The organism is Herbaspirillum sp. ST 5-3, assembly GCF_004804275.1.
Classification (GTDB): Bacteria; Pseudomonadota; Gammaproteobacteria; order Burkholderiales; family Burkholderiaceae_D; genus Noviherbaspirillum.
In genome coordinates this window covers 249,510-275,008 of sequence record NZ_STGI01000001.1, presented here as the reverse complement: position 1 = coordinate 275,008, position 25,499 = coordinate 249,510, and the positions used below count along the sequence as shown (strand labels likewise).

The 25,499-nt window shown below is 58.7% G+C and carries 17 protein-coding genes; 16 read left to right on the top strand and 1 reads right to left on the bottom strand.

Annotation, left to right across the window (positions count from 1 at the left end):
* Position 1 precedes the first annotated feature (1 nt).
* On the top strand, positions 2-856 hold the full coding sequence (metF, locus tag E6W33_RS01290; RefSeq protein ID WP_136413442.1) for a methylenetetrahydrofolate reductase [NAD(P)H]: 855 nt from the start codon (positions 2-4) through the stop codon (positions 854-856).
* Between the two features lie 336 nt (positions 857-1,192).
* Entirely contained in the window at positions 1,193-2,683 is a 1,491-nt protein-coding gene (locus E6W33_RS01285) for a methyl-accepting chemotaxis protein (protein ID WP_136413439.1), read from the top strand.
* 35 nt (positions 2,684-2,718) lie between these two features.
* On the opposite strand, the gene E6W33_RS01280 is transcribed toward E6W33_RS01285, so the two are convergent.
* Positions 2,719-3,261, bottom strand: coding sequence for a 5-formyltetrahydrofolate cyclo-ligase (locus E6W33_RS01280; protein WP_136413437.1), 543 nt, complete (start codon positions 3,259-3,261; stop codon positions 2,719-2,721).
* 74 nt (positions 3,262-3,335) lie between these two features.
* Between E6W33_RS01280 and E6W33_RS01275 the strand changes: the two genes are divergently transcribed.
* From E6W33_RS01275 to E6W33_RS01210, 14 genes are all read left to right on the top strand, one after another.
* Positions 3,336-5,285: a lytic transglycosylase domain-containing protein gene (locus E6W33_RS01275; RefSeq protein ID WP_136413435.1), complete on the top strand. Its 1,950-nt coding sequence runs from the start codon at positions 3,336-3,338 to the stop codon at positions 5,283-5,285.
* Between the two features lie 109 nt (positions 5,286-5,394).
* Entirely contained in the window at positions 5,395-6,360 is a 966-nt protein-coding gene (locus E6W33_RS01270) for a complex I NDUFA9 subunit family protein (RefSeq protein ID WP_136413433.1), read from the top strand.
* 142 nt (positions 6,361-6,502) lie between these two features.
* Positions 6,503-7,216 (top strand): glutathione S-transferase family protein, encoded by a 714-nt coding sequence (locus tag E6W33_RS01265; protein ID WP_136413431.1) that lies wholly within the window; start codon positions 6,503-6,505, stop codon positions 7,214-7,216.
* Between the two features lie 10 nt (positions 7,217-7,226).
* On the top strand, positions 7,227-8,459 hold the full coding sequence (locus E6W33_RS01260; protein WP_136413429.1) for a multifunctional CCA addition/repair protein: 1,233 nt from the start codon (positions 7,227-7,229) through the stop codon (positions 8,457-8,459).
* A gap of 98 nt (positions 8,460-8,557) precedes the next feature.
* Positions 8,558-9,535: a cytochrome c peroxidase gene (locus E6W33_RS01255; protein WP_136413426.1), complete on the top strand. Its 978-nt coding sequence runs from the start codon at positions 8,558-8,560 to the stop codon at positions 9,533-9,535.
* Position 9,536: 1 nt separating this feature from the next.
* Positions 9,537-11,018, top strand: a complete 1,482-nt coding sequence (locus E6W33_RS01250) for a DAHL domain-containing protein (protein WP_168798476.1) — start codon at positions 9,537-9,539, stop codon at positions 11,016-11,018.
* Positions 11,019-11,384: 366 nt separating this feature from the next.
* Positions 11,385-13,175 carry a thiamine pyrophosphate-binding protein gene (locus E6W33_RS01245; RefSeq protein WP_247869482.1) on the top strand — a complete coding sequence of 597 codons (1,791 nt, stop codon included), beginning with the start codon at positions 11,385-11,387 and terminating at the stop codon, positions 13,173-13,175.
* A 9-nt stretch (positions 13,176-13,184) separates the two neighbouring features.
* Positions 13,185-13,934 carry an SDR family oxidoreductase gene (locus E6W33_RS01240; RefSeq protein WP_136413420.1) on the top strand — a complete coding sequence of 250 codons (750 nt, stop codon included), beginning with the start codon at positions 13,185-13,187 and terminating at the stop codon, positions 13,932-13,934.
* A gap of 16 nt (positions 13,935-13,950) precedes the next feature.
* Positions 13,951-14,757 (top strand): citryl-CoA lyase, encoded by an 807-nt coding sequence (locus E6W33_RS01235; protein ID WP_136413418.1) that lies wholly within the window; start codon positions 13,951-13,953, stop codon positions 14,755-14,757.
* Entirely contained in the window at positions 14,754-15,590 is an 837-nt protein-coding gene (locus E6W33_RS01230) for a citryl-CoA lyase (RefSeq protein WP_136413415.1), read from the top strand. The genes E6W33_RS01235 and E6W33_RS01230 overlap by 4 nt, the downstream gene beginning before the upstream one ends.
* A gap of 56 nt (positions 15,591-15,646) precedes the next feature.
* Positions 15,647-17,755, top strand: coding sequence for a TonB-dependent receptor (locus tag E6W33_RS01225; RefSeq protein ID WP_136413413.1), 2,109 nt, complete (start codon positions 15,647-15,649; stop codon positions 17,753-17,755).
* Between the two features lie 188 nt (positions 17,756-17,943).
* Positions 17,944-19,065 carry an ABC transporter substrate binding protein gene (locus E6W33_RS01220; protein WP_247869481.1) on the top strand — a complete coding sequence of 374 codons (1,122 nt, stop codon included), beginning with the start codon at positions 17,944-17,946 and terminating at the stop codon, positions 19,063-19,065.
* Between the two features lie 111 nt (positions 19,066-19,176).
* Positions 19,177-23,643 carry an EAL domain-containing protein gene (locus tag E6W33_RS01215; RefSeq protein WP_136413411.1) on the top strand — a complete coding sequence of 1,489 codons (4,467 nt, stop codon included), beginning with the start codon at positions 19,177-19,179 and terminating at the stop codon, positions 23,641-23,643.
* A 496-nt stretch (positions 23,644-24,139) separates the two neighbouring features.
* Complete coding sequence (locus E6W33_RS01210; RefSeq protein WP_136413409.1) at positions 24,140-25,462, top strand: extracellular solute-binding protein; 1,323 nt, start codon at positions 24,140-24,142, stop codon at positions 25,460-25,462.
* Positions 25,463-25,499 lie beyond the last annotated feature (37 nt).

The following is a 25,499-nucleotide window of genomic DNA, read 5'->3' as shown; positions in this document are numbered from 1 at the left end:
GATGAAGCCAAATAATTTCAGCATTGAGTTTTTCCCGCCCAAGACGCCCGAGGGCGTGGAGAAACTGCGTGCCACCCGTCTCAAACTGGCGGAATTGAAGCCGAAGTATTTTTCGGTGACCTTCGGCGCGGGTGGTTCGACGCAAAAAGGGACACTTGAGACGGTGCTCGAGATCCGGCGCGAAGGCCATGAGGCGGCGCCGCATTTGTCCTGCATCGGCAGTTCGCGCGACAGCCTGCGCGAGATCCTGAACGAGTACAAATCGCATGGGATTCGGCGGCTGGTTGCGCTGCGCGGCGACCTGCCGAGCGGCTATGGCGCGGTGGGCTATTCATCCGGGGAATTCCGTTATGCGAATGAACTGGTCGAATTCATCCGTGCCGAGACCGGCGACTGGTTCCATATCGAAGTGGCGGCTTATCCGGAAATGCATCCACAGGCGAAATCGCCGCAGGATGACGTGCAAAATTTCGTGGGCAAGGTGAAAGCCGGTGCCAACGCGGCGATCACCCAGTATTTCTACAATGCGGATGCCTATTTCCGTTTTGTCGAAGAAGCACGCAAGGCAGGCGCCGATGTGCCCATCACTGCGGGAATCATGCCGATCACGAATTACTCGCAGTTGATGCGTTTCTCGGATATGTGCGGCGCCGAGATTCCACGCTGGATTCGTCTCAAGCTGGCCAGTTTCGGGGACGACAGCGCGTCGATCAAGGCATTTGGCCTGGACGTCGTGACTGCCTTGTGCGAACGCCTGCTGGCGGGCGGTGCGCCGGGCTTGCATTTCTATACGCTCAACCAGGCAGTCGCCACGACTGAAATCTGCCGTCGTCTGGATGCGTCCGGGGCGCGCTGAATTTCGCTTTCTTCACGATCCTCATGTCTCACGCGGGCCGGATTGCCGGTCCGCACTTCCTCCTGATCGGGAGCGGTTTTTACGGCTTTTCTATCCGTCGCTTGTTGCAATCCCGTCTGCGGAACATCCTTGATCGTCGGTTTGTTGTCTGCAAAGTTGCAGAAAGCATGCAGCGAGGCCGATAAACTGGCATTATCTCGTTGCTGTGCGGTAACTCACAGCTTCTTTTTTCAACAAAACGGACTGGAATGCATCGCTGCTCCTGTTTCCGGCGATGTTGTCATTTCGATAAAAACAGAATTCCGGTCGCACGGAATCCAGTCACGGGAGACATCCATGAACGCGGCAAACATCAGGCTCAGTGTTCGCCTTGCTTTTGTTTTCACTCTTGTTCTGTTGGCGACAGCTGCGATCACGCTTCTGGCCGCGGCCTCGACACAGGGAGGCGTGCGCAGCGCCATCATCGGCACCGGCGTGCTTGTCGTTGTGCTCGGCGCCATGGGCGGCTGGTGGATCGTGCGCAGTCTCACGCGCCGGATGCAGGTAGCGCTTGAGAGTGCCAGGAGGATGGCATCCGGCGACCTGACCGGCACGTTCGACGAGGCGGGGGGCGACGAGATCGGCGAGCTCATGCATTCGTTGAAGGAAATGAACGACCGGCTCTTCAAGATCGTCAGCGATGTGCGCAATGGCACCACGACCGTCACCAGCACCTCCTCGCAGATCAACCGCGACAATACTTCCCTGTCGGAGCGCACCGAAACCCAGGCCAGTTCTCTGCAGGAGACAGCGTCGTCGATGGAGCAACTGACTTCCACGGTCCATCAGAATGCGGAAAACGCGCAACAGGCCAATCGTCTTGTGCTTTCGGCGTCGGAGCAGGCAGTCAGGGGCGGCGATGTGGTCGATCAGGTGGTGACAACCATGGGATCGATCAAGGATAGCTCGCGCAAGATCGTCGACATCATCGGCGTCATTGACGGCATCGCGTTCCAGACCAATATCCTTGCCTTGAATGCTGCCGTCGAGGCCGCGCGCGCAGGCGAGCAGGGACGCGGCTTCGCGGTCGTGGCGGCGGAGGTGCGCGCACTGGCGCAGCGCTCCGCCGGTGCGGCGAAGGAAATCAAGACGCTCATCAACGACTCCGTGGAGAAGGTCGAGGCCGGCGGCAAGCTGGTGGACGATGCCGGCCACACCATGGATGAGATCGTGTTGTCGGTCAAGCAGGTTGCCGAAATCATCAGGGACATCAGCGCGGCGAGCAATGAGCAGAGCGCCGGCATCGCTTCCGTCAATCACGCGATCACGCAAGTCGACGGCATGACGCAACAAAATGCGAAACTGGTCGAAGATGCGGCCAGGACCGCGACTTCGCTCAATGAGCAAGCCGTATCCCTGCTGAGATCCGTCTCAGGCTTCAATCTCGGCGACCGCGAACACGGCAACGCCGACGAGGCCGTTGCGATGGTCAAGCGAGGCATCGAATTTGGCAGGAAGCACGGCAAGAATGCCTTGATCGACGAGATCAACAAGCTCGGCAAGGGGCAATTCATCGACCGCGATCTTTATCTGATGGCGATCAGCGTGGATGAGGCGGCGTTTGTCGCACACGGCAATAATCCGCGCACGGTCGGGCTTGGCCCGGCCAGCAAGGATGTCGACGGCAAGCTGTTCGTCAAGGAAATGGCCAACATGGCCAAGTCCAAGGGGCAGGGCTGGATCGAATACAAATGGGCCCATCCGGTGACCAATGAAATCAAGGTCAAGTCATCCTATCTGGAACGCGCCGGCGATGTGCTGATTGCTTGCGGCATCTACAAGACCTGAGCGCAGGCAGCGACGGACTGGTGCGATGATGTCACTCAGTCCGTGATCATCAAATCCATCGGCACGTCATGCTGTGATACGTCGAACCGTGTTCGCATGCAGGCATAGGCAATGCCGACGGCCGCCGGGCGCGGCCGCGAGGCCAGTGTGCGGTCATAGAAACCGCCTCCATAGCCGAGACGAAACCCGCTCGCATCAAAACCCACGCAGGGAATCAACAAGGCGTCCGGCTGCACGGCTTCACCCGATGCGGGAACCAGCACGCCGAAAGCATCCTTCGTCAAAGGATCGCCCGGTGCCCATGCAATGAATGCCAGCGGCGCCTCCCGTCCGGTCACAATCGGCAGGGCAAGTGTTACCCCGAGAGATGCGAGTTCAAGATAGGCGCCGCGCAGGTCGGGTTCCGCACGCATCGGCATGTAGACACCCAGGCAAGAAGGGCGATCCTGCTTCCACCATGCGAGCACGCGGCTGGCAATGCGCTCATCGCGGCCGCGTCGAACTTCCGGATCAATTGCTTGTCTGCATGCAAGCAGCTCACGCCGCAGGTCGGCTTTTTGTGCAGTGTTTTCAGGCATGGATTTGTCGCGATATTCGTGACTTCACATGCTATCCTACAAAATGTAAAGTCAGTGTTAGAGAAGGCCTTTTGATGTTTCCCATGAAATGGATTGCCGGCATTGCGCTTGCTGCGGCTTCGGCGGTTCTTGTTGTGCCGGTTGCGGAGGCGAAGAAGCCTGTTGCCGTTCTTGCCAGCGACGACGATGTGTTTGCCGCCCTGCGCGAAGCATCGCGCAACGGCGATACCGCCCGTGCGCAGGAGCTTGCTTCTCGCCTTGGCAATTATGCCATTCCTTCCTATGTCGATTACTTCCGTCTGCGACCGCGCATCAACAGCGCCTCGGAGCAGGAGATCCGCGATTTCCTGAACCGTTACGAAGGCAGCGCGATTGCCGATCGCCTGCGCAACGATTGGCTGCTGGAACTGGGGCGTGCGCGCAACTGGACGCTGTTCGATGAACAATATCCGCAGTTCGTGGTGAACGACGACACACAGGTGAAGTGCTACGCCTTGCTGTCGAAAGCGGAGAAAGGGCAGAACGTTGCGGACGAGGCGCGTGCCTTGCTGGTGGCACCGCAAAATTATGGCGAAGCCTGCGCTTCTCTGATTTCAACGCTGGTTCAGACCAATCAGTTCACGGCGGACGACTTCTGGGCGCAGGTGCGATTGGTGGCGGAATCGGGCTTCGGCGGGACGATACGGCGCATCGCACCGGCGATGGATATCAATGAAAAAATATTGATGCAGGCGCTCGAGAAGCCGGACGCGGTACTGGCGCGCGGACCGGGAAGCGGCCGTGTGAGTCATGAAGTTTTCATTGTGGCATTGGGGCGCAGCGCAAGGAACAATCCCGAGCGTGCGGTCAAGGCATTGGTGTCCGCTTCCGAGCGTCTGAGCGAGCGTGAATTGGCGCAGAGCTGGGCGCAGATCGCCTTGCCGACCTCGGTCAAGCTTGCACCGGATGCGGTGGTGTACTGGCATCGCACGGCCGGCGCGCCCTTGTCGCTCGATGGCTATCAGTGGAAGGCGCGCACCGCGCTGCGTGCAGGCGAATGGAAACTCGTGAAGGCGACAATCGACTCCATGCCTGCCTCCTTGCGCAAGGATCCGGCCTGGATTTACTGGCTGGGGCGTGCGCAGCTCGCCGAGGGCAACAAGGACGAGGCACAGCAACTGTTCCGGTCCATCACGGACCAAACCAATTTCTATGGCCAGCTCGCGCTGGAGGAACTGGACCAGAAGATCGCGATTCCGCCGCGCGCGCAGCCCGTGACCGCGGAGGAAATAGCGCCGATGGCGAACAACGAGGGCTTTCGCCGCGCGCTCAAGTTTTTCGACATGAACATGCGCTTTGAAGGCTACCGCGAGTGGAACTGGGAATTGCGCAAGATGAACGAGCGTCAGCACCTGGCCGCGGCGGAATTCGCACGGCAGAAGAACGTGCTCGATCGCATGGTCAACACCTCGGACCGCACCCGGTCGGAATTCGACTTCACCCAGCGTTTTCCATCGCCGTTCCGCGACGTGATGCTCTCGGCGACACAGCGGCTCGGCCTCGACATGGCATGGGTGTATGGCCTGATTCGGCAGGAATCCCGCTTTATTTTGAATGCAAGATCACAAGTTGGTGCGTCTGGCTTGATGCAGATCATGCCAGCCACCGCGCGCTTCGTTGCGCGCAAGATCGGTATGAGCGATTATGCTCATGGGCAAGTAACAGACATCAATACCAACATCGTTCTGGGCACGAACTACCTGAACATGGTATTGCACGATCTGGATGATTCGCAGCCTTTGGCAACGGCTGCGTACAACGCCGGACCGGGGCGTTCGCGCGCATGGCGATCGACGCTCCCGCGTGCGGTGGAAGGAGCAATTTTCGCGGAGTCGATTCCGTTTAATGAAACCCGCGAGTATGTGAAAAAAGTGTTGTCGAACGCGACCTACTATGCGGCGCTGTTCGAAAGCAAACCGCAGTCGTTGAAGGCGCGTCTGGGAATGGTGGCGCCGAAAGGATTTACTGCAAGCGACTTGCCTTGACGCGAGCAGCGACAGAGCGGAGCTGATTCTCCAAGCACCTGACATTGCGCTGGTGCGCGACCCGCGCTGTGTGCATTGTCAGATGCGCTTACTAAGAAAGGCTCTGGCAATGGAATATCAATCCGTTCTGATTATCGGGGGCACCGGTTTCATCGGCAGCCATATCGTCGCCAAACTTGCGGATACCGGTTGCCGGGTGACGGTGCCGACGCGACGCGAGTCGCATGCGCAACATCTGCTGCTGCTGCCGGACGTCGAACTAGTGGTCGAAGCAAACGTGCACGACGACGCGCAGTTGCGCAACCTGATCCGCGGCCAGGATGCGGTGATCAACCTGGTCGGCATCCTCCATGGCAAACCGGCATCCTCCGGCGCATCCTATGGCCAGGATTTCGCGCGGGCCCATGTCGAACTGCCGAAGAGAATCGTCGCTGCTTGCGCCGAGCTGGGCGTGCATCGCTATCTGCACATGAGCGCGCTGGGGGCAGCGCCCGATGCGCCGTCGATGTATCTGCGCTCCAAGGCCGACGGCGAAGCGGCCGCCATGTCCAATCCCGCCGTGCGGACGACGATATTCAGGCCGTCGGTGGTGTTCGGCGACCATGATCATTTCCTCAACATGTTCGCATCCTTGCAAAAGCTGTTGCCGGTCATGTTGCTTGCCAACCCGGATGCGAAATTCCAGCCGGTATTCGTGGAAGACGTGGCACAAGCTTTCGTCGCGTCGCTTTACGATGATCAGACGATCGGCAAGACCTATGAGTTGGCGGGGCCGAAGGTCTACACGCTGCGCGAGCTGGTGGAAGTCGCCGGCAATTATTCGGGCCATCCGCGGCCGGTCGTCGGAATGCCGCATACGCTGGCGCGCTTGCAGGCATTCATCCTGGAACACCTGCCCGGAGATCCGGTGATCACGCGCGACAATCTCGATTCGATGAAAGTCGATAATGTCGCACATGGTCCGATGGCTGAAGAGCTCCACATCGAGCCGACACCGCTGGAAGCTGTGGCGCCCTACTATCTGCGCGGCTTGCAGCCCCACGGTCCGGTCGATTCGGTGCACGTCGCGCCCTGACACTTCCCTGGTAGCAACCTGAACGTGACTTTGCCGGTTTGGCAAAGTCACGCAAAAGCTTTATCCTCGAATGTTTCCGTGTGCCGCGGCACGGGGTGACGCCATTTCACGCGAGGCAATACCGAAACGACAGGACAGAAGCATGCAAAGCACCGAACTCGACCCGACACTTTCCCAAACACTCGATGCAGCCAAGAAGTCGAGCCTGAAACTCGTCATCGCCAACAAGAACTACTCGTCCTGGTCGATGCGCCCATGGCTGGTCATGACGGCGTTCGGCATCCCGTTCGAGGAAATCCGCATTTCGCTTGACCGCCCTGACACCTCGTCGCGCATCGCGCAGTACTCCTCTGCCGGGCGCGTTCCGGTGCTGATTGCCGGCAAAACGACGGTGTGGGATTCATTGGCAATCTGCGAGTATCTCGCGGAACAGTTTCCGGACAAGGGCTTGTGGCCGCGCGACGTGGAAGCACGTGCAATCGCGCGCTCGGTGTGCGCTGAAATGCATTCCGGCTTCACTGCCCTGCGTACGGCGATGTGGATGAACATTCGTGCGAGCTTCCCCGGCAAGGGGCGCACGCCGCAAGCGCAAGCCGACATCGCGCGCATCTGCGAAATCTGGGAAGACTGCCTGGCCCGCTCCGGTCCGCATCAATTCCTGTTCGGCGACTTCTCGATTGCGGATGCGTATTTCGCACCGGTCGTCATGCGTTTCCGCACCTTTGGCGTGTGGCTGGCCCCGGCACTGCAGGCCTACGTCGACCGCGTCGTGGCACACCCCGCGGTGGCGCAATGGATGCGCGAGGCGGTCGCGGAACAGGACAGGATCGAAAAGTACGAAGTCTATCCGGATTGATCGCAAGGCAATGAAGACCTATGTCGTCGGCGGCGCGGTGCGCGATGCATTGCTCGGTCTGCCGGTACAGGACCACGACCATGTGGTGGTCGGCGCGACGCCCGACGAGATGATCGCACGCGGCTTTACGCCGGTAGGGAAGGACTTCCCGGTATTCCTGCATCCGAAGACGCATGAAGAATATGCGCTGGCGCGTACGGAGCGAAAGACTGCGCCGGGCTACAAAGGCTTTCTGTTTCATGCCGAACCCGACGTGACGCTTGAGCAGGACCTGGTCCGGCGCGACCTGACGATCAATGCCATGGCGCAGGGCGAGGATGGTGTGATCGTCGATCCGTTCGGCGGACGGAAGGATCTGCAGGCACGCGTGTTCCGTCATGTGTCGGAGGCCTTCGCGGAAGATCCGGTGCGCATTCTGCGCGTGGCACGCTTTGCGGCGCGCTTCACCGATTTTTCGCTCGCACCCGAAACCAATGCGCTGATGCGTCGCATGGTGGAAGCAGGCGAAGTCGATGCGCTGGTACCCGAACGCGTCTGGCAGGAGTTGTCGCGTGGCTTGATGGAGACGAAACCGTCGCGCATGTTCGAGGTATTGCGGGCCTGCGGAGCGCTGGAGCGCATCCTGCCGGAGCTCGACGCGCTGTGGGGTGTACCGCAGCCGGAGCAGCATCATCCGGAGATCGACACCGGCGTGCATGTGATGATGGTGATCGACTATGCCGCGCAGCGACAGTTCAGCCTGGCGATTCGTTGCGCCGCGCTCATGCATGATCTGGGCAAGGGCACGACGCCAAAGGAGGAGTGGCCCAAGCATCACGGTCACGAAGCACGCAGCGTGCGTCTGGTCGAACAGGTGTGCAAGCGGCTGAAGATTCCGAACGACTGCCGCGACCTCGCTGTGATGACCGCGCGCGAGCACGGCAACGTGGGACACGCGCTGGAGTTGCGCCCCAATACCATCGTCACTTTGCTGGAGCGTTGCGACGCTTTCCGCAAGCCGCAACGCTTCATTGACATGCTGCGTGCTTCCGAATGCGATCATCGCGGCCGCGCCGGCTTTGCTGACAGGCCGTTCCCCCAGGCCGCACATCTCGAGTCGGCGCTCAGCGCGGCGCAATCGGTCAACGCCGGTGAGATCGCGGGCCGTTACCTCGAACAACCACAGCACATTCCCGAGGCAATCCACGCGGCGCGCGTCGCGGCGGTGAACGAGATTATCAACAAGGCAATGCCGCGCGCTTGACGCGCTAATTTGTTTCTGTTGTGCAACTCGATTGCGGCGATTCTTGCTATCCTTCACGAATGGCAAATGCCATTTGGATGCGCAGATTGTTGATCGCCATGTTCACTTTTCGATTGCTTGCCTTGATGGCGATGCTGCTGGGTACAGCCGGCGTCCGGGCGGCGGACAGCGTTGACACAAGCATGCGGCTTCTGCCGGATGAGCCTATCCGGCCCCTGCCTGAAAAGATCGAATTCAATGCCGCCAAGGCAGCCCTTGGCAAGCGCCTGTTTTTCGATACGCGCTTTTCCCGCGACAATAAGGTCAGTTGCGCCAGTTGCCATGATTTCGCCAGGGGCGGCGCGGACGGGCGGGCGCGCCCGGTCGGAGTCGATGGCCGGGTTGGCATGATCAATGTGCCGACCGTATTCAACAGCGGATTCAATTTTCGCCAGTTATGGAACGGCAAGGCTGAAACACTGGAGCATCAGATCGATCTGGTGATCACCAATCCCAATGTGTTCGATACAAGCTGGACAAGCGTGCTTGCCAAGCTGTCGCTCGATGCGGAACTTGTACGCGATTTCAAGAATGTCTACCTCGGCGGTCTGAGCCGCGAGAGTGCCATGGATGCACTCGCCGAGTTCGAGCGTTCGCTGGTGACGCCTTCGCGTTTCGATGCCTACCTGCGCGGCGACGCCAATGCCATCACCGCGGAAGAAAAGCAGGGCTATGCACGGTTCAAGAGTTATGGCTGCATCGCATGTCATCAAGGCATCAATGTCGGCGGCAACATGTTCCAGGTATTTGGCGTGGTGCGACCGTACCTCAAGCCGGACGACGCCGACTTCGGACGCTACCTGGTGACCGGACGCGACAGCGACAAGTTTGTGTTCAAGGTGCCAAGCCTGCGCAATGTCGCACGCACGGCGCCGTATTTTCATAACGCGTCGGCGGCAAACCTGGAAGAGGCAGTCGATGTCATGTTCAAGTACCAGCTCGGACGATCGGCACCGAGGGCAGACAAGACGCTGATCGTCAAATTTCTCAACAGCTTGAGCGGGCAGGTCCCGTCACATGCGCTTGCCGAAAAATGAAATGAGACATCCGCGCGCCCTGCTGCTCTGCCTCGGCTTCATCGTTTTGTCGGCCTTGTCGGGATTTCTGTACTACCGGACGCAGGCCATTGATATCGATGTGCAGGATCACGTCCTGCCGGTGTTGCGTGAACTCAAGCAACTGGACGCCGAATGGAATGCCAATGTGCTCAAGTCGCGCATCGGCATCAACAGCAACTATGATCCGGTCACCACGCTCTTGCAACATCTGCACGCGTTGCGCGCTCGTCTGAGGCAGGGCGTCGACATGGCGCAAGGCAATGCGCTTGAAACGGCATCGCATCAGCTGGAAGTCGCGTTCGCAAGCAAGGAAGACCTGATCGAGCAATTCAAGTCGCAGAACGCCTTGCTGCAAAATTCACTGTTTTATTTTCCGACTGCGGTCGAGGACCTCCACGCGATGCTGCACCAGGAGCATGGCACAGGCTCGAAGCAGGTGCGGCCGCTCGCCGCGCTGTCAGCAGAGGTCGATCAGCTTCTGACGGATATCCTGCTCTTCAACCTCAACCCGGCGGCGGAGCTGGAAGAAAAAATTCTCTCGACGGTCGCCAGGATCGAGGAGCGACGCGGCACCTATCCGGACACGCTGCGAGAGTCGCTGGATTTGTTGACCCGACATGCGCGCATCATTGTGCGGCAACGTCTGGCCGAAGATGCGCTGACGACGCGCATTGTCTCCCTGCCGACCGCAAAACGGATCGACGATGTGAGAAGTGCATTTGATGTGCAATTCAAAAGCATGCTGGAGGAGAAACAACGCTATCGGACGTATTTGTTCGCGTACTCGGGATTCCTGCTCATCCTGTTGTCCTATGCGGCATGGCGCCTGATGCACAGCTACCAGGTGATTGCGCGGGTCAACAAGCATTTGCAGGTCGCCAATGAAACACTGGAACAACGTGTCGCAGAACGCACCGCGGAGCTGGAGCATCGGTCCGCGCAACTGGCGGAGCTGGCAACCTACGACACCCTGACCGGGCTCATCAATCGTCGTCATCTCATGGCGGAGCTGACACAGGCTTTGCAGCGCGCCGAGCGGCGCGGATGGGTCGTCGCCCTGATGTTCATCGACCTCGACGGGTTCAAGGAAATCAACGACACCTACGGCCATGCGGCTGGCGACCGTGTGTTGCAGGAAGTCGCGGCGCGCATCAAGCGGCATGTGCGCAAGGAAGATGCGATGGGCCGCCTCGGTGGCGACGAATTCGTGATCGTGCTGAACGAAATACATATTCCCGATGGCGCGATCCGGATCGCCGAGGCTGTGTTGCATGAGCTGCACGCGCTGACGGAACTGGACGGCAGGGTGATCAGGATTTCGGCCAGCATCGGCATCAGCAGCACGAAGGGCGGCGCAAAGTCTCCCGAACTGCTGCTGAGCGAAGCCGATCATGCGATGTATCGAGCCAAGGAGTGTGGCAAGAGTTGCTATCGCTTCAGCGACGCCACATGTCATGCATGAGGGTATCCCGAAATGCTTGCATTTCGGCAATCCTGATTTTGTCCGCTTCTCTCGTCCGCTTCTCGTTTCTGAAAGCGCGGTTTCAAAGACGTCTCTTTTGAGTGACGACACATATTTCGCATCAGCATTCCCGAGATGTACTTTCTTCACTTCAGCTTACTTCTGGCTGGCAATTTACGGTAACATTGCCCGGGGTTAATAACTGGCTCTTGGAATGGGATGCGGTTTTGTGCTTCTCGCTAAGAACAATAAGGGAGTCGTTAAACAGATCGAAAGCAAGCATCCATTATGCGCACCAACATCTCGCACACATACTATGTTCATGACGAGGAACAGGACAACTCTCAAAGCAGTTCCGAACCCTCCGTGGAAATTGAAGTTGCCGATTTGTTGGTGGCCTACCTGGAGCAGATTGGCGTCGAATACATCTTCGGCGTTCCGGGTGGCGCGATCGAACCTCTTTACAATGCCATCGCAAGAAGCCGCCGCAGGGGAGGTATTCAACATATCCTCGCGCGGCACGAAGCCGGTGCGGCATTCATGGCTGATGGCTATGCACGCGAGACAGGCAATATCGGCGTTTGCTGCTCCACCTCCGGTCCTGGCGCGACCAACCTGATTACCGGGGTCGCGGGTGCCTACGACAACAACATCCCGATGCTGGTGATCACCGGCCAGCCGGCCTTGCCTGCATTCGGCAAGCACGCGCTGCAGGAATCCAGCTGTACCGGCGTCAATGTGCTCGGCATGTTCCGCCACTGCACGCGCTACAACTCGCTCGTGTCCCATCCGAAGCAACTTGAACCGAAATTGATCGCCGCGCTGCAGAGGGCAACCCGCACGCCGCGCGGGCCGGTGCACTTGAGCATGCCAGTCGACGTGTTCCGCAGTCCGAGCACCCCGGCGCAACCGTCGTACGATCTGCGCCAACTACTGGCGCCCTCATCGCTCGTTGATGAAGAGGCGGTGGACACCGTGTACCGGATGGTGCTCGACGCAAAAAAAGTCGTTCTGCTGATCGGCGGATGGTGTGGCGAAGCTGCGGGCTCGATTCTTCAGTTCGCCGCATTGATCGGCGCGACCTTTGTCACCACGCCGGACGGCAAGGGATCGGTCAGTCCGCATCATCCCTTGTTCCGCGGCGTATTCGGATTCGGCGGCCACGCATCGGCGGAGGCGGCATTGCGCGACGAATCAGTGGACCTGATTCTCGCGGTCGGCGCCAGCATGGGCGAATGGAACAGCGGCGGATGGAGCGACAGCCTGCTGAACGAGCGCATGGTGCACATCGACGAATCGGAAGACCATCTCGCGCTAACGCCGATGGCGCGCTTTCATGTGCGCGGGCGCATTCTCTCGATTTTCAATCGCCTGCTCGAACGCATGAAGGACGTGAGCAAGCACGCTTCCTACGAAATCGAGCACGCGCGCGCCTCGCGCGATCTGGACATACGTGTATCCGACCCCGACCGCATGTTGTCGGACATGGACAAATACCTGAGCGACGCAACGCCGATCAAGCCGCAACGATTGATGCGCGAGCTTGGGCTGATGTTCCCGCCGACCACGCGCTTCCTTGCCGATACTGGCAACAGCGTCTCCTGGTCCACGCACTATCTGCACCCAAGAGACCGCCGTGTCGGTGAACGCCGGCTGGGCAGCGAACGCAAGCGAACGCTCGGACGTCGCAAGACCTCCGGCGGATGGCTGCGGGTGACGATGAATTACGCCCCGATGGGATGGGCGATCGGCGGCGCAGTCGGCACTGCCGCCGCCAATCCCGACGCGCCTGTCGTATGCATCACCGGGGACGGCAGCATGCTGATGAACGGACAGGAAGTCTCGGTCGCTGTAGCAGAAAAGCTCGCCGTGATTTTTGTCGTACTCAACGACCGGGCGTTGGGCATGGTCAAGCACGGCCAGCGGCTGGCCAAGGCGGAGCAGATCGGATGCGATTTGCCCCCGACCGATTTTGCGGCGCTGGCGAGGGCGCTTGGCGCGGAAGGATTCACGATTCGCTCCCCGGAAGATTTGATGAAACTCGATGTGGAAGCGATGTGCACGCGCGCGGGGCCGACCTTGCTGGATGTGTTGGTGGATCCGGAAGAGGTACCGCCGATGAGTGTTCGGATGCGCATTTTAAGAGATTTGCTTTAGGAAGAAACGATGAACCGGCTAAAAGGAAAAAACGTATTGATCACTGGCGGGACCAGTGGCATTGGGTTGGCGACCGCGAAATTATTCAAGGACGAGGGCGCGTCTCTGATTATTACGGGCAGAGATCCCGAGGGATTGGCTCGTGCACAACAGGAATTGGGAATTGAAACGCTGGCGATTTGCAGTGACGCAAGCGATATCTCCGCAATCGAGTCACTGATGGAACAGGCGAGAGCACGTTTCGGAACAATCGATGTGTTACTCCTTAATGCTGGTGCGGCGAAGGCGGCTCCCATTGAACATGTCTCCGAGTCGCTTTTTGACGAAATCATGAATACCAATTTCAAGGGGGTGTTCTTCACGATTCAAAAAGCGTTGCCGCTGTTCAGTTCCAGTGCGTCGATCATCGTCACGACCTCGATTACGAATCAATTGGGCTCTCCCAACTTCAGCGTATATGGCGCGAGCAAGGCGGCGTTGCGCTCTGTCGTGAAGTCGCTAGCGCTGGAATTGATTGAGCGCGGCATAAGAGTGAACGCTATTAGCCCGGGGCCGATTGCCACTCCGATTTTTGATCGCTTCGGACTTCCTGCGGAGATGGTCAAGGCCGTCAAAGGGGAGATCGAGCGCAAATCCCCCATCAAGCGATTTGGAACACCCGACGAAATTGCAAAGACTGCGTTGTTTCTCGCTTCCGACGACTCCGCATATGTGGTCGGCGAAGAAATCGTGGTCGATGGCGGCATGAGTTTGTTATAGCGGGCGACCAAAGACAATGAGCGAAAAAGAAAACCCGAACGCCATTCGCAGCCGAATTTGGCGAGAAGAAGCCGAGCCGGACAATCCATTTGCTACCAAGGCAGCCTATTGCCGAGGTTTTGATGTCTACGGCGAAATGGTGGGGCAAGCACGCTGGGTGGAGATGCTCTACTTGCTTTTTTTTGAGGAGCCGCCAACGGCAGCACAAGCGGATTTATTGGAGGCTTTGGCTGTTGCCCTTGCCAACCCAGGGCCTCGCGATGCTTCCATACATGCTGCAATGTGCGGGGGTGTCTGTGGCTCGACAGCTGCATCTTCGTTAATGGCCGCGCTTGCTGTTGGCGCCGGGCAGTTGTCAGGGGGTCGGGAGATTTTCCTTGCGATGGAAGGTTGGGCTTCTTGCGGCACCGATCTTGGCGCATGGAAGAACCGCTTCGATAACTTCCCAACGCCTGCGGGGAGTATTTGGCCAAAAGCTGATCACCCCCCTGGCTTTGACCCACACGGCGTCAGTACTGCTACAACAGTGACGCAAACTCTTTCCTGCCTGGTTCGATATCAATCCGGACCGTTTCTGCCCTGGCTGAATGAGAACAGGGAAGCAATGGAAAAGCTTGCCGGAATCCCTCTGGCTCTATCGGGGGTTGCCGCAGCTGCATTCGCCGACCTTGGGTTCTCACCTGAACAGGCGGAAATGGTTCACCTGTTGTTGCGGCTGCCCGGTGCTGCCGCTCACGCACTGGAACAGCGTCCGCTCGGCTACAAGAAATTTCCATTTGGGACAGTGGAGTTGGTTGATGAATCCGATTGGGGACAGCCATGAAGACAGGGTCGAAGGGGCCGGATCTGTTGCGTGAGAATGTCGGCGTGCTAAAAAGCCGCATGGGGACTTTTTTTCCGGGAAGTCATGTGATATTTCGAGGCCATGACCTGCATACAGAGCTCAAGGACATGGACTGGGTGGAGCTCTATACGTTTGGTATCACTGGACGTCGTTTCTCTCCGAAGGAATTGCGGTTGCTGCATTCGATCTGGACCTACACTAGCTATCCGGATGTTCGACTCTGGAATAACAGGGTCGCTGCGCTTGCCGGCAGTGCTCGCAGTACTGGCAATCTAGGTGTAGCTGCTGCGTTGGCAGTATCGGAAGCATCGATTTATGGGCGTGGAATTGATATACGCGCGATTGAATTTCTTCTGCGTACGCGCAAGCAATTGGACGAAGGATGCTCCTTGGAGGAGTGCGTTCGTCGAGAATTGGAAAGCAATCGTAGTATTGCGGGTTATGGCCGACCGCTTATCAACGGCGATGAACGCAACCAGCATTTGCTGGCGTTGAAAAAGGAACTTGGTTTCGGTGAAGGAGTATATCTGCGACTCGCATTTGAGATCGAAGAGTTTCTGTTCGCAGGCCGCTGGCGAATGAAAATGAATTACGCAGGATTGGTTGCCGCGCTGGCCGCCGATCTCGGATTTTCACCCCGCGAATATTACCTTTTCTTGTTTCCCGCATTTCTCGCGGGGATGCAACCGTGTCTTATAGAAGCATCAGAACGTCCTGAAGGTGCTTTATATCCGATTTCATGTAGTGATATTCTCTATGAGGGGAGGTCGAAGCGCCCATGGAGAAACACAGGCAGCAGTTCTAGGGAGTGACCCAGCACCTGATCAGAGGCCGAGCATGTTGGTGCAAGATTAAAGGGGAAAAGATTATGCGACCGTTGCAACGTCGAGCGTTTTGTGCCGTACTTGCTCTCTCGTTGGCCGACATTGCTTCTGCACAGACTGCCGATGAGGAGGATCTCGCCCTTGCATACGGCGATAAGGAAACGATAAGCATCGCTACAGGTAGCCAACAATCGATTGCTCGGGCACCGGCGGTGGCAACCGTCATTACAAGCCGGGAGATTGAAGCGATGGGCGTGACGGATCTTGATCAGGTGTTGGAAAGCGTGCCCGGTCTTCATGTTTCCGTCTATTCACAGGCCTTTAACCCCATTTATAGTTTTCGCGGCATATTCACAGGCTACAATCCTCAAGTTCTAATGCTGGTCAACGGCATCCCAATTACCACGGTTTTTCTTGGAAACCGCAGTCAAGTTTGGGGGGGGATGCCAACTGAGAATATTGCACGGATCGAGATAATTCGCGGGCCTGGGTCAGCGCTATATGGAGCAGATGCATACTCGGGTGTGATTAACGTCATTACGAAAACGGCCGCGGACATCAAGGGCACCGAGTATGGCCTGCGAGCCGGTAGTTTCAATACGCGTGACGCGTGGATTCAGCACGGCGGCAACATTGGCGCGCTGGAGGCCGCGTTCTATCTTCGAGTCGGACATACCGATGGACAGAAAGGCGTGATACAGCGAGACCTACAGTCTCTCCTCGACCCTGTTTTCGGGACCAACGCTTCGCTTGCGCCGGGGCGTGTCAATGCAGTTCGAAATGCAGTTGATGCTCGTGCTGACCTCGCATTAGATCAATGGCGCTTTCGCGCGGGTTTTCAACAGCGAGAGGTTGGCATCGGCGCTGGTTTGGCGGAAAGCCTGGATCCGAATAGTCGTGCACCAGCTTCACGCTTGTACCTGGACATGACTTATCGGGATGCGAACTGGGCACCGAATTGGGACGTTTCTGCGGTTTTTGGCTATTACGATGTCAAGGAGCAGCCAGGAGATCCTGCGTATATGTTATTCCCGCCAGGAGCATTTGGCGGAACATTCCCGAATGGGGTATTCGGGAATCCTGGCCACTCAGAACGCCATTCACATTTCAGTCTGTCATCCTTCTACACTGGCTTTAGCGATCATCGAGTCAGAATCGGAGCTGGTGCCCGGGAGGAGGATTTATACGACACGAGAGAATTCAAGAACTTCAATCTGGTAACAGTTCCAGGTGTTGGTCCTGTATTTCTCCCACTGCCGAGCATAGTCGATGCTACGGGTAACCCCTCATTCATCTACATGCAACCGCATAAGCGACATTTAGCTTATGTCTTCGCTCAAGACGAATGGAACCTCGCAAAAGACTGGTCGCTTACAGCAGGCGTGCGTCACGACCGTTATTCGGATTTTGGAAGTACAACCAATCCACGTCTCGCTTTGGTATGGGACGCTGCGTACAATTTGACTGTCAAGGCAATGCATGGGCGCGCGTTCAGGGCGCCGAATTTCACCGAGCTTTATAGCATCAACAACCCGGTGACAATCGGTAATGCCAACCTCAGGCCTGAGACCATCGCGACCAACGAACTTGCATTTTCTTGGAAGCCGGCATCGAGTCTGGAGACCAACCTCAGCCTGTTCCAGTACAAGATGAGGGACATCATCCGCTTTACAGCGAATACCGATCCGACTACGGGCTCAACAGCGCAGAATACCGGAGACCAAACAGGGCGCGGCCTCGAATTGGAGACAACCTGGGATGCGACGCGGAACCTGCGCTTGACAGGTAGTTACTCACTCCAGCATTCCACAGATGAGGCGACTGGGCAGGATGCGGGATTGGCTCCGCGCAAGCGTCTTTTCTTGCGAGCAGACTGGCGCTTGGCTCCGTCATGGCAATGGGGCACCACAATCAATCACGTCGCCGATCGCCGGCGCCAACCGGGTGACAACCGCCCGCAGATTGCCGACTACACCACCGTCGACATGACTTTGCAACGAGAAAAGCTTGCCGGCAATTGGGACTTCCGCGCGACGGTGCTTAACCTATTTAATCGCGATGCGAGGGAGCCGAGCTTCGCACCGGGGAATATTCCATTTGATTTGCCGTTGCCTGGTCGGGCCGTTTATTTCCAGGTTCAGCATAGCCTTTAGCGTTGATCTGAACCCGACTCAGGAAAGTGGAGGTCATTACCGACCTCGTGTCCGGAGCGTTGTAATTTAGCGTGGGGCGTTTCGCGCGCAACTCAGGAACCTTTCTCCAAAGCATCCATCTGCGCTATCCTTCGATACTATCGGTAACTGTTTGTTTCAAAAAGGCATATGTTCGCTGGGAATGCTCAATGATGAGCTGCTTGCAGATTGGCGCGTTGCGTTTCGGGTTCGGCTTTTTGCTGCTGCTCGCGCTGGCTGCCGCCCATGCCGGCCAGGGAATGCTGTCTGCGAAGCCGGAGCCGCTTGCTGCCGGCTACCAGGCGAATACGCCAGCAGTCCAGTTACCGATTGAGATCGGGCCCAAGGCAAGATACCAGGACCTCAATCCGATTACTCTTGCCGAGTTGGGGGACCAGGCGCGACGCGGCGACTTTGCTGCCACCGCGGGGGCGCTGGCCATTGTTTATCCTGATATCGGCGAACCGTATCGCAGCATCTTCGCTAGGATCATTGAGGGCATCGAAGACGGTGCGAAGTCAGCGGTGCGTCATTATCCGATCGGGCCGAACGTGGAATCTGCCGAACTCGGGGCGCAGCTGAAACGCAACGGGGCGAAAGTGGTGATTGCGCTGGGCCGACAGGGACTGAAGGCGGTATCGGGACTCGACCGCGATATTCCGGTCGTGGTCGGCGGCGTGCTGGCGGTGCCGGAAAACGAAACGCGCAATCTGACCGGTGTGAGCCTGACGCCGGATCCGGCGCTGCTGTTCTCCCGCCTGAAAAGTCTGCTGCCTGGTGTCAAGCGGGTGATCGTCATCTACAACCCGCAGAACAATGAATGGCTGATCAAGTTCGCCCGCGAAGCAGCGAAGGCGCAAGGCCTGGAGCTGGTGGCACACGAGGCGCGTGATCTTGCCAGCGCGGCGCGCTTGTATGAATCCGCCTTCGCTTACAGCGAAGCCCGGCGCGATGCCATCTGGTTGCCGCAGGACGCGACCACGGTCGATGAAACCATCATCCTGCCACTCGTCTTGAAGGAATCCTGGAACCGCAACGTGCCGGTGTTTTCCAGCAGCTTCCTGCATGTGAAAAAAGGCGCGCTGTTCGCGCTCTATCCCAACAATCTGGAACTCGGTCGCACATTGGCCGGTTCCGCGCTTGCTGCCATGGCGGGCGATTCACGTCGCCGCGGCGTACAGCCCTTGCGCGAGGTGCAGACCGCGGTGAATCTGCGCACCGCCAGCCATATCGGCTTGAGCATCGGTTATCAAGAACAACGCAATTTCGATTTCATTTTCCCGGAGCCTTGATGTATAGACTCGCACAAGACTGGAACACCTGTTTTCTGCCGGATGGCTTGATGGTCCGTTCAACATGGCGACGCGCCTGCGCACGCCTTGGCCTGCAGTGAGTGTGACCCTATGTTCCGCGATTCACTGAGCCGCACCGGCTTCCGAAGGCAGCTGACCATCACGGTCACCGCTGCCATTCTCGGACTGGCCTTGTTTTCTTCATTGATGAACTCCTGGGAGGCCGGTCGCCGGATGGAAGGCTACCTGGTCGAGCAGGGGCAGCGCATCGCCGAGAACCTGGCGCGACAGAGTATTCTTGCGCTGCTTTACCGCTCGCCCGAGAACGTGCGCGAAGGTGTGGCCACGACGCTCGCATTTCCCGATGTGCTGCAGGTGGAAATTACCGACGCCGCGCATAAGGTGCTGCTGTCGCAGGCAAAGGCCGGTGTTGATCTGCCGCCGCAAAGCCGCATTACCGGCCAGCCGGTGTCGCGCGCAACGCTGGAGCAGCAAACCGACAACGAATGGTATTTCAGTGCACCCGTGTACGGCGGGCAGTCCGATTCCTCGCCATTCGAGATGCAGGAACGCCAGCCGCAATTGCTCGGCTATGTCCATGTGACGATCGGCAAGGGAACACTGAACAAGCTGATCGCGTCGCTGTTGATCGGCAATTTGGCCGTCACGCTGTCGTTCGCGGCGGTTCTGCTGGGGATCATGCGGCTGCTTGCGCGTCGCATGCTGCAACCGCTGCAGGCGTTGTCCAAGCTGATGGGGCGCGCCGAAGCGGGCGAATCCGGCATGCGTGCCGTACCGAACGGACCGCGCGACATCGTGGAAATGGCGCATGCGTTCAACAAGATGATGGGCGTGCTGGAAGAACGCGAAGCCGAGCTGAAGCAATCGCGCGACGAGGCATTGCATACCGCCTTGATGAAGACCCAATTCGCGGCGACGGTCAGTCATGAGGTGCGCACGCCGCTCAATGGCGTGGTCGGCATGCTCGACATGCTCAAGGAAATGCAGCTCACCAAGCGTCAGCAGGAATGCGTCGATGTGGCGTGGAATTCATCGCGCGCGCTGATCGAGCTGATCAACGACATTCTCGACTTCTCCAAGATGGAGGCCGGCAAGCTGGAACTGGACGAGGTCGACTTCGATCTGCGCAAACTGGTCGAGGAAGTGATCGAACTGCTCGCCAAGCAGGCGCAGCAAAAGGGGCTGGAGATCGGCTACCTGATGGCACCCGGCGTTCCGGAACGGGTGAGGGGGGATTCGCTGCGTCTGCGCCAGGTGTTGCTGAATCTGATCGGCAATGCGGTGAAATTCACCGAACACGGCGAGGTCGCTGTGCGGATTTCCTGCATCGAGGAGAACGACTTCGGACTGCGTTTCGATGTGGTCGATACCGGCATCGGCATGAGCGAGGATGCCGTCAAGCATATCTTTGACTCATTTGCGCAAGCGGACCGTTCGACCACGCGCAAATACGGCGGCACCGGGCTTGGCCTGGCGATCTGCAAGCAGCTCGTTGCACTGATGAAGGGCGAACTCGGCGTGAGCAGCCAAAAGGGCAGGGGCAGTACCTTCTGGTTCACCGCGAGCTGCAGGCAAAGCGATACGCAGGCGCTGTCGGCCGACGATCGCACATTGTTCGGCAAGCGCGTGCTGGCCGTGGACGAAAGTGAAATCGTGCGAGCGTTCATCGAGCAGACGCTGGCGTCCGCGGGCATGCGTTGCCATGCCGTGACCAATGGCGCCGAGGCGCTGGCCGAACTGGCGCGAGGCGAACATGCCCGCACCCCCTATGACCTCCTGATCATGGACGTGGACGCGATCGACGAGCGCGGCAGCGATCTGGTGCGCCGGATTCGTGTCGAAGTCCAGATGACAGTGCCGCGCATGCTGGTGCTGGATCGCTATGCGTCGCCGATGGGCAGCAGTTCGCTGGGGGCCGACATGTATCTCGGCAAGCCCTTGCGCCGCGATCGGATGATGGAGGCGGTGCGCCGCTTGCTCCCGGGAGAACAGGCGATCGGCGTGTCGCTATTTCCGCCCTCGCAGCCGCTCGCAAGGCATCGCGTCGCCAAGGAATTCCGGGTGCTGGTCGCCGAGGACAATCGCACCAATCAGATGGTCGCCGCCGGCATGCTGACGATGAACGGCTGCGAGTGCGAGTTTGCCTCCAATGGACGCGAGGCAGTCGAGGCGGCGCGCCGAGGCCGCTTTGACCTGATCCTGATGGACTGCAGCATGCCGGAGATGGACGGTTACGAGGCGACGGCGCATATCCGCAATTTCGAGGAACCGCTCGGAAGGCGTACTCCCATTGTGGCGATGACCGCCAATACGCAGCAGGGCGATGCAGAAAAATGCCTGGCCGCCGGCATGGATGACTATCTGGCGAAACCGATCACCCTGGTCGAACTGCGCTTCAAGCTGGAACGCTGGCTGTCGCGGCATGAGCACGGCGGGCGATCGGAACTGCCGGAAGTCAGCGTCAACGACCTCGATAACAATCCGATCGACCAGCTCGTGTTCGACAAGTTGCGCGAGATACTGGGGCCGGCACTTCGGCAAACGATCACGCCCTTCCTGGAAGACACGCCCGACTACCTGACGCAATTGGAGCAGGCAGTGCAGGACGGTAATGCGGATGCAGCGCGCGCCATGGCTCACTCGGTCAAGGGCAGCAGCGGCAACCTGGGCGCGACTGTCCTGGCACAGCTAGCGAAGGAAGCGGAAGATCTGGCCATCGAGCACCGGGTGGCCGATATCCGTCCGCTATTGCCGCGCCTGCGGCAGGCGTTCGACGCGGTGGCGATGGTGCTAGGCACGGAAGCCTATGTCGAGGACCGCTTGAGCATCCGCAGGGGAGAGGAAGTGGCGCAGGTGCTGATCGTCGACGACGATCGCAGCACGCGCAGCTCATTGCGTCACACGCTGCAACGCGATGGCTTCCAGGTCGAAGAGGCCGCCGACGGCGCGCAGGCCTTGCTGATGCTCAAACGCCTGCAGCCGGACGTAATTCTGATGGATGCGGTGATGCCGGTGATGGACGGCTTTACCGCTTGCGCCCGCGTGCAGGAATTGCCCAATGGACGCGCCATTCCGGTGCTGATGATTACTGCGCTGGAAGACAATACCTCGGTCGAGCGCGCGTTCGCCGCCGGGGCCAGCGACTATATTCCCAAGCCGATCCACTTCGCCGTCTTGTCACAGCGCGTGCGGCGCATCATCGAAGCCAATCAGGCCGAGAAGCGCATTCGTCATCTCGCCTACAACGATCTGCTGACCGGCCTGCCGAACCGCGCGCTGTTCATCGACCAGCTGGGACGACGTATCGAACAGGCGCGTGTCGCCGGCGAGTCGATCGCCGTGCTGTTCCTCGACCTCGACCGCTTCAAGAACGTCAACGACACGCTCGGTCATGATATCGGCGACAAGTTGCTGGTGGCGGTGGCGCAACGCATCCGCCGCAGTGTGCGCAATGCAGATTGCGTGGCGCGCCTCGGAGGCGACGAGTTCACCGTGGTGCTGGCCGAAGTCGTCGGTCCCAACGCGGCCGTCGCCGCGGCGCAGAATATCTGTCGTTCACTGGCAACGCCTTTCCAGATCGACGGGCACGATATCTTTGTCACCACCAGCGTCGGCATTTCGATCTATCCGCACGACGGCACCGACGTCGGCACCTTGCTCAAGCATGCCGACACCGCCATGTACCGCGCGAAGAAAACCAACAGCGGCTTCCAGTTCTTCGAGCCTTCGATGGAGCGTTCGATTTCGGAGCATGTGCGGATGGAAAACGATTTGCGTCGCGCGATCGAACGCAACGAACTCGATGTGCATTATCAACCGCAGGCGCGCGTCGACAATGGCATGATCATTGGTGTGGAAGCGCTGGTGCGCTGGCATCATCCTGCGCGCGGCATGGTGTCGCCGGTGGAGTTCATCCCGCTGGCCGAGGAAACCGGGCTGATCAATCCGATCGGTGAATGGGTGTTGCGGACTGCCTGTGCGCAGATGCAGCGTTGGAACCAGGCGGGACGGACCATGCGGGTGGCGGTCAATCTGTCGGTCAAGCAGCTGCTGCAAAAGAACTTCGCGGAGATCGTGGAACGTGCGCTGGAAGACACCGGCCTGCCAGCCAATCTGTTGGAGCTGGAGATCACCGAAAGCACCTTGATGGAGCATGCGCAGGATACGCTGGAGGCATTGCATCGCTTGCGTAGCCTGGGTGTGCGGCTGTCGATCGACGACTTCGGTACCGGCTATTCATCCTTGTCCTACCTGAAGCGCTTTCCGGTCGACATCATCAAGATCGACCGCTCCTTCGTGCGCGACGTGCCGGACGACTCGGATGACGCGTCGATCGTGACCGGCATCATTGCGCTGGCCCACAGCCTGCGACTTGAAGTGGTGGCGGAAGGCGTGGAGACCGAAGCGCAGTTGCGCTTCCTGCGCGAACAGCGCTGCGATCTGCTGCAGGGCTATTACCTGAGCAAGCCCGTGCCGGCGGAGCAGTTTGCGCGCGATCTGCTGACGAGGGAACCGCCGCATTGGGAAGGGCAGACGAAGACGCTGCCTGGCATCTGATACGCGTCTGCCATGCGAAATCCGGTTATGTCGGCAACCGGATTTCGGCATTCCCATCCGAGTGGTGGATTGAGGCAGCCTCCCGGATGCCCATATTCCGCCTCCGCATCATCGCCCGCTCACAGCCCGGAAAGTAACGCGGGGCACCCGTTGCGATGACTGCCGGCGTAGCGCCAGCACTTTTCTTTCTCCCCTGCGGATACGCGCTGACGGCCACGTCGAGGTCGTTGGTTGCATTTCTATTTTGTCATTTTTATCGTCGTACGACGATAAAAATTTGACCACATTGTTTGCTCTGCAGGGTCTTGTGTAGGCCGATAGCAGCGAATTGCTGAAATCAATAGGCTCAAATCGCTCCCGATAAAAATATTTATATCGTCACTTGACGATATAAATATTTCCGGCAATAATTCGCAAAATAAGAAAAATAACGGTGCACAGGGTTTTATGCGGTGCTGCGGGTCCAAAAAGCGCAGCCAACAATAACGGAGGAGCAATGAGCAACAATCATTCAAGCAGGCGCGACTTCCTGAAGATGTCGGCGGCAGCCGGCCTCGCAGGAACGGGCATCTTTTCGCTGGCGGGCAACGCGCACGCTGCCGATGCGATCAACTTCTACACTTGGTCGGCGGCGGTCGATGCGGTGAAAAGCCATCTGACCGCATTCGAAGCCAAGACCGGGATCAAGACCGTCTACAACAATGCACCATGGGCGCAGTATCGCGACACCATGGTTACCAAGTTTGTCGGGAAGGCGCCGCTTGACGTGCTATGGGTTTCCGACAGCTGGCTTCCCGAGTGGGCTGACGCCGGCTGGATCGCGCCGGTGAACAACTTCCCGGAGCTGATGAAGTACAACGCCGAGACCGACGACTTCTGCACCAAGTCGATGCAATACAACGGCAAGCAGTACGGCCTCACCTACTACTCCGATTACATGGCTTTCTTCTACGACGAGGAAAAGCTGAAGAAGGCCGGCATCAAGGCGCCGCCGAGCACCTGGGAAGAGTTGGTGGCGCAGTCGCTCCAAATCAAGAAGGCCGGTATCTGCGAGTACCCGATGATGCTGTCGATGGCGCGCGAAAGCTGGCTGATCGAATTCCTCTCCGCCATGGTGTATTCGCACGGCGGACGCTTCACGGACGACAACGGCAATGCCTTGATGGATGACCCGAAGAAGGGCGCACAGCAGGCCTTGCAGTGGATTGCCGATGCCGTCAACAAGCACAAGATCATTTCCCCGGCGTGCGTGGAAACCGGCGAGCTGAACGGATTGAAAGCCTTCGGCGCCGGCAACCATGCGTTCGCCTTGTTGAGCCGCTATCGCATCCGCACTCTCAACGATCCGAAACAGTCGCAGATCGCCGGCCGCGTCCACCAGGCCATGATGCCTGCCGGTCCGCAAGGTTCGCACGCCACCGTCGGCTGGATGCGTTTCCATGGCATGACTGCGCAGGCGGCTGCCGACAAGTCCCGCGCGGCGAATGCGGCGAAGCTGATCGAATGGTTTGGCGGCAAGGCGGACGGCAAGTACCAGTTCCAGAAAATGCTCTTCACCGATGTCGGTTCCGGCTTCGGCGCCAAGGAACTCTTCAAGGATCCCGACATCCGCGCTTCATACCAGAAGTACTCCGATATCGCGATGTACGAGAAGCAGCAGCAGCTGGTCAAGAAGAAAGACGTTGTGACCCGCTGGTTCGGCGAGTGGGACGAAGTCAACGGGACGGCATGGCAGTCGGCCGTCCTCGGCAAGACTTCAGTTGCCGACGCGCTGAAGAAGTCCGCCCAGACCTGGAACCAGCTCAAGAAGCAGAGCTAAGACGAACCCTCCCCAAGGGGTAAACCCCGCAGGCAAT

Excerpts from the sequence above, each read along its gene's own strand:
- E6W33_RS01210 (WP_136413409.1), top strand. The coding sequence starts at position 24,140 with ATGAGCAACAATCATTCAAGCAGGCGCGACTTCCTGAAGATGTCGGCG.
- E6W33_RS01285 (WP_136413439.1), top strand. The coding sequence starts at position 1,193 with ATGAACGCGGCAAACATCAGGCTCAGTGTTCGCCTTGCTTTTGTTTTC.
- E6W33_RS01275 (WP_136413435.1), top strand. The coding sequence starts at position 3,336 with ATGTTTCCCATGAAATGGATTGCCGGCATTGCGCTTGCTGCGGCTTCG.
- E6W33_RS01270 (WP_136413433.1), top strand. The coding sequence starts at position 5,395 with ATGGAATATCAATCCGTTCTGATTATCGGGGGCACCGGTTTCATCGGC.
- E6W33_RS01260 (WP_136413429.1), top strand. The coding sequence starts at position 7,227 with ATGAAGACCTATGTCGTCGGCGGCGCGGTGCGCGATGCATTGCTCGGT.
- E6W33_RS01280 (WP_136413437.1), bottom strand. The coding sequence starts at position 3,261 with ATGCCTGAAAACACTGCACAAAAAGCCGACCTGCGGCGTGAGCTGCTT.
- E6W33_RS01265 (WP_136413431.1), top strand. The coding sequence starts at position 6,503 with ATGCAAAGCACCGAACTCGACCCGACACTTTCCCAAACACTCGATGCA.
- E6W33_RS01255 (WP_136413426.1), top strand. The coding sequence starts at position 8,558 with ATGTTCACTTTTCGATTGCTTGCCTTGATGGCGATGCTGCTGGGTACA.
- E6W33_RS01225 (WP_136413413.1), top strand. The coding sequence starts at position 15,647 with ATGCGACCGTTGCAACGTCGAGCGTTTTGTGCCGTACTTGCTCTCTCG.
- E6W33_RS01230 (WP_136413415.1), top strand. The coding sequence starts at position 14,754 with ATGAAGACAGGGTCGAAGGGGCCGGATCTGTTGCGTGAGAATGTCGGC.
- E6W33_RS01240 (WP_136413420.1), top strand. The coding sequence starts at position 13,185 with ATGAACCGGCTAAAAGGAAAAAACGTATTGATCACTGGCGGGACCAGT.
- E6W33_RS01250 (WP_168798476.1), top strand. The coding sequence starts at position 9,537 with ATGAGACATCCGCGCGCCCTGCTGCTCTGCCTCGGCTTCATCGTTTTG.
- E6W33_RS01215 (WP_136413411.1), top strand. The coding sequence starts at position 19,177 with ATGTTCCGCGATTCACTGAGCCGCACCGGCTTCCGAAGGCAGCTGACC.
- E6W33_RS01235 (WP_136413418.1), top strand. The coding sequence starts at position 13,951 with ATGAGCGAAAAAGAAAACCCGAACGCCATTCGCAGCCGAATTTGGCGA.
- E6W33_RS01220 (WP_247869481.1), top strand. The coding sequence starts at position 17,944 with ATGATGAGCTGCTTGCAGATTGGCGCGTTGCGTTTCGGGTTCGGCTTT.
- metF (WP_136413442.1), top strand. The coding sequence starts at position 2 with ATGAAGCCAAATAATTTCAGCATTGAGTTTTTCCCGCCCAAGACGCCC.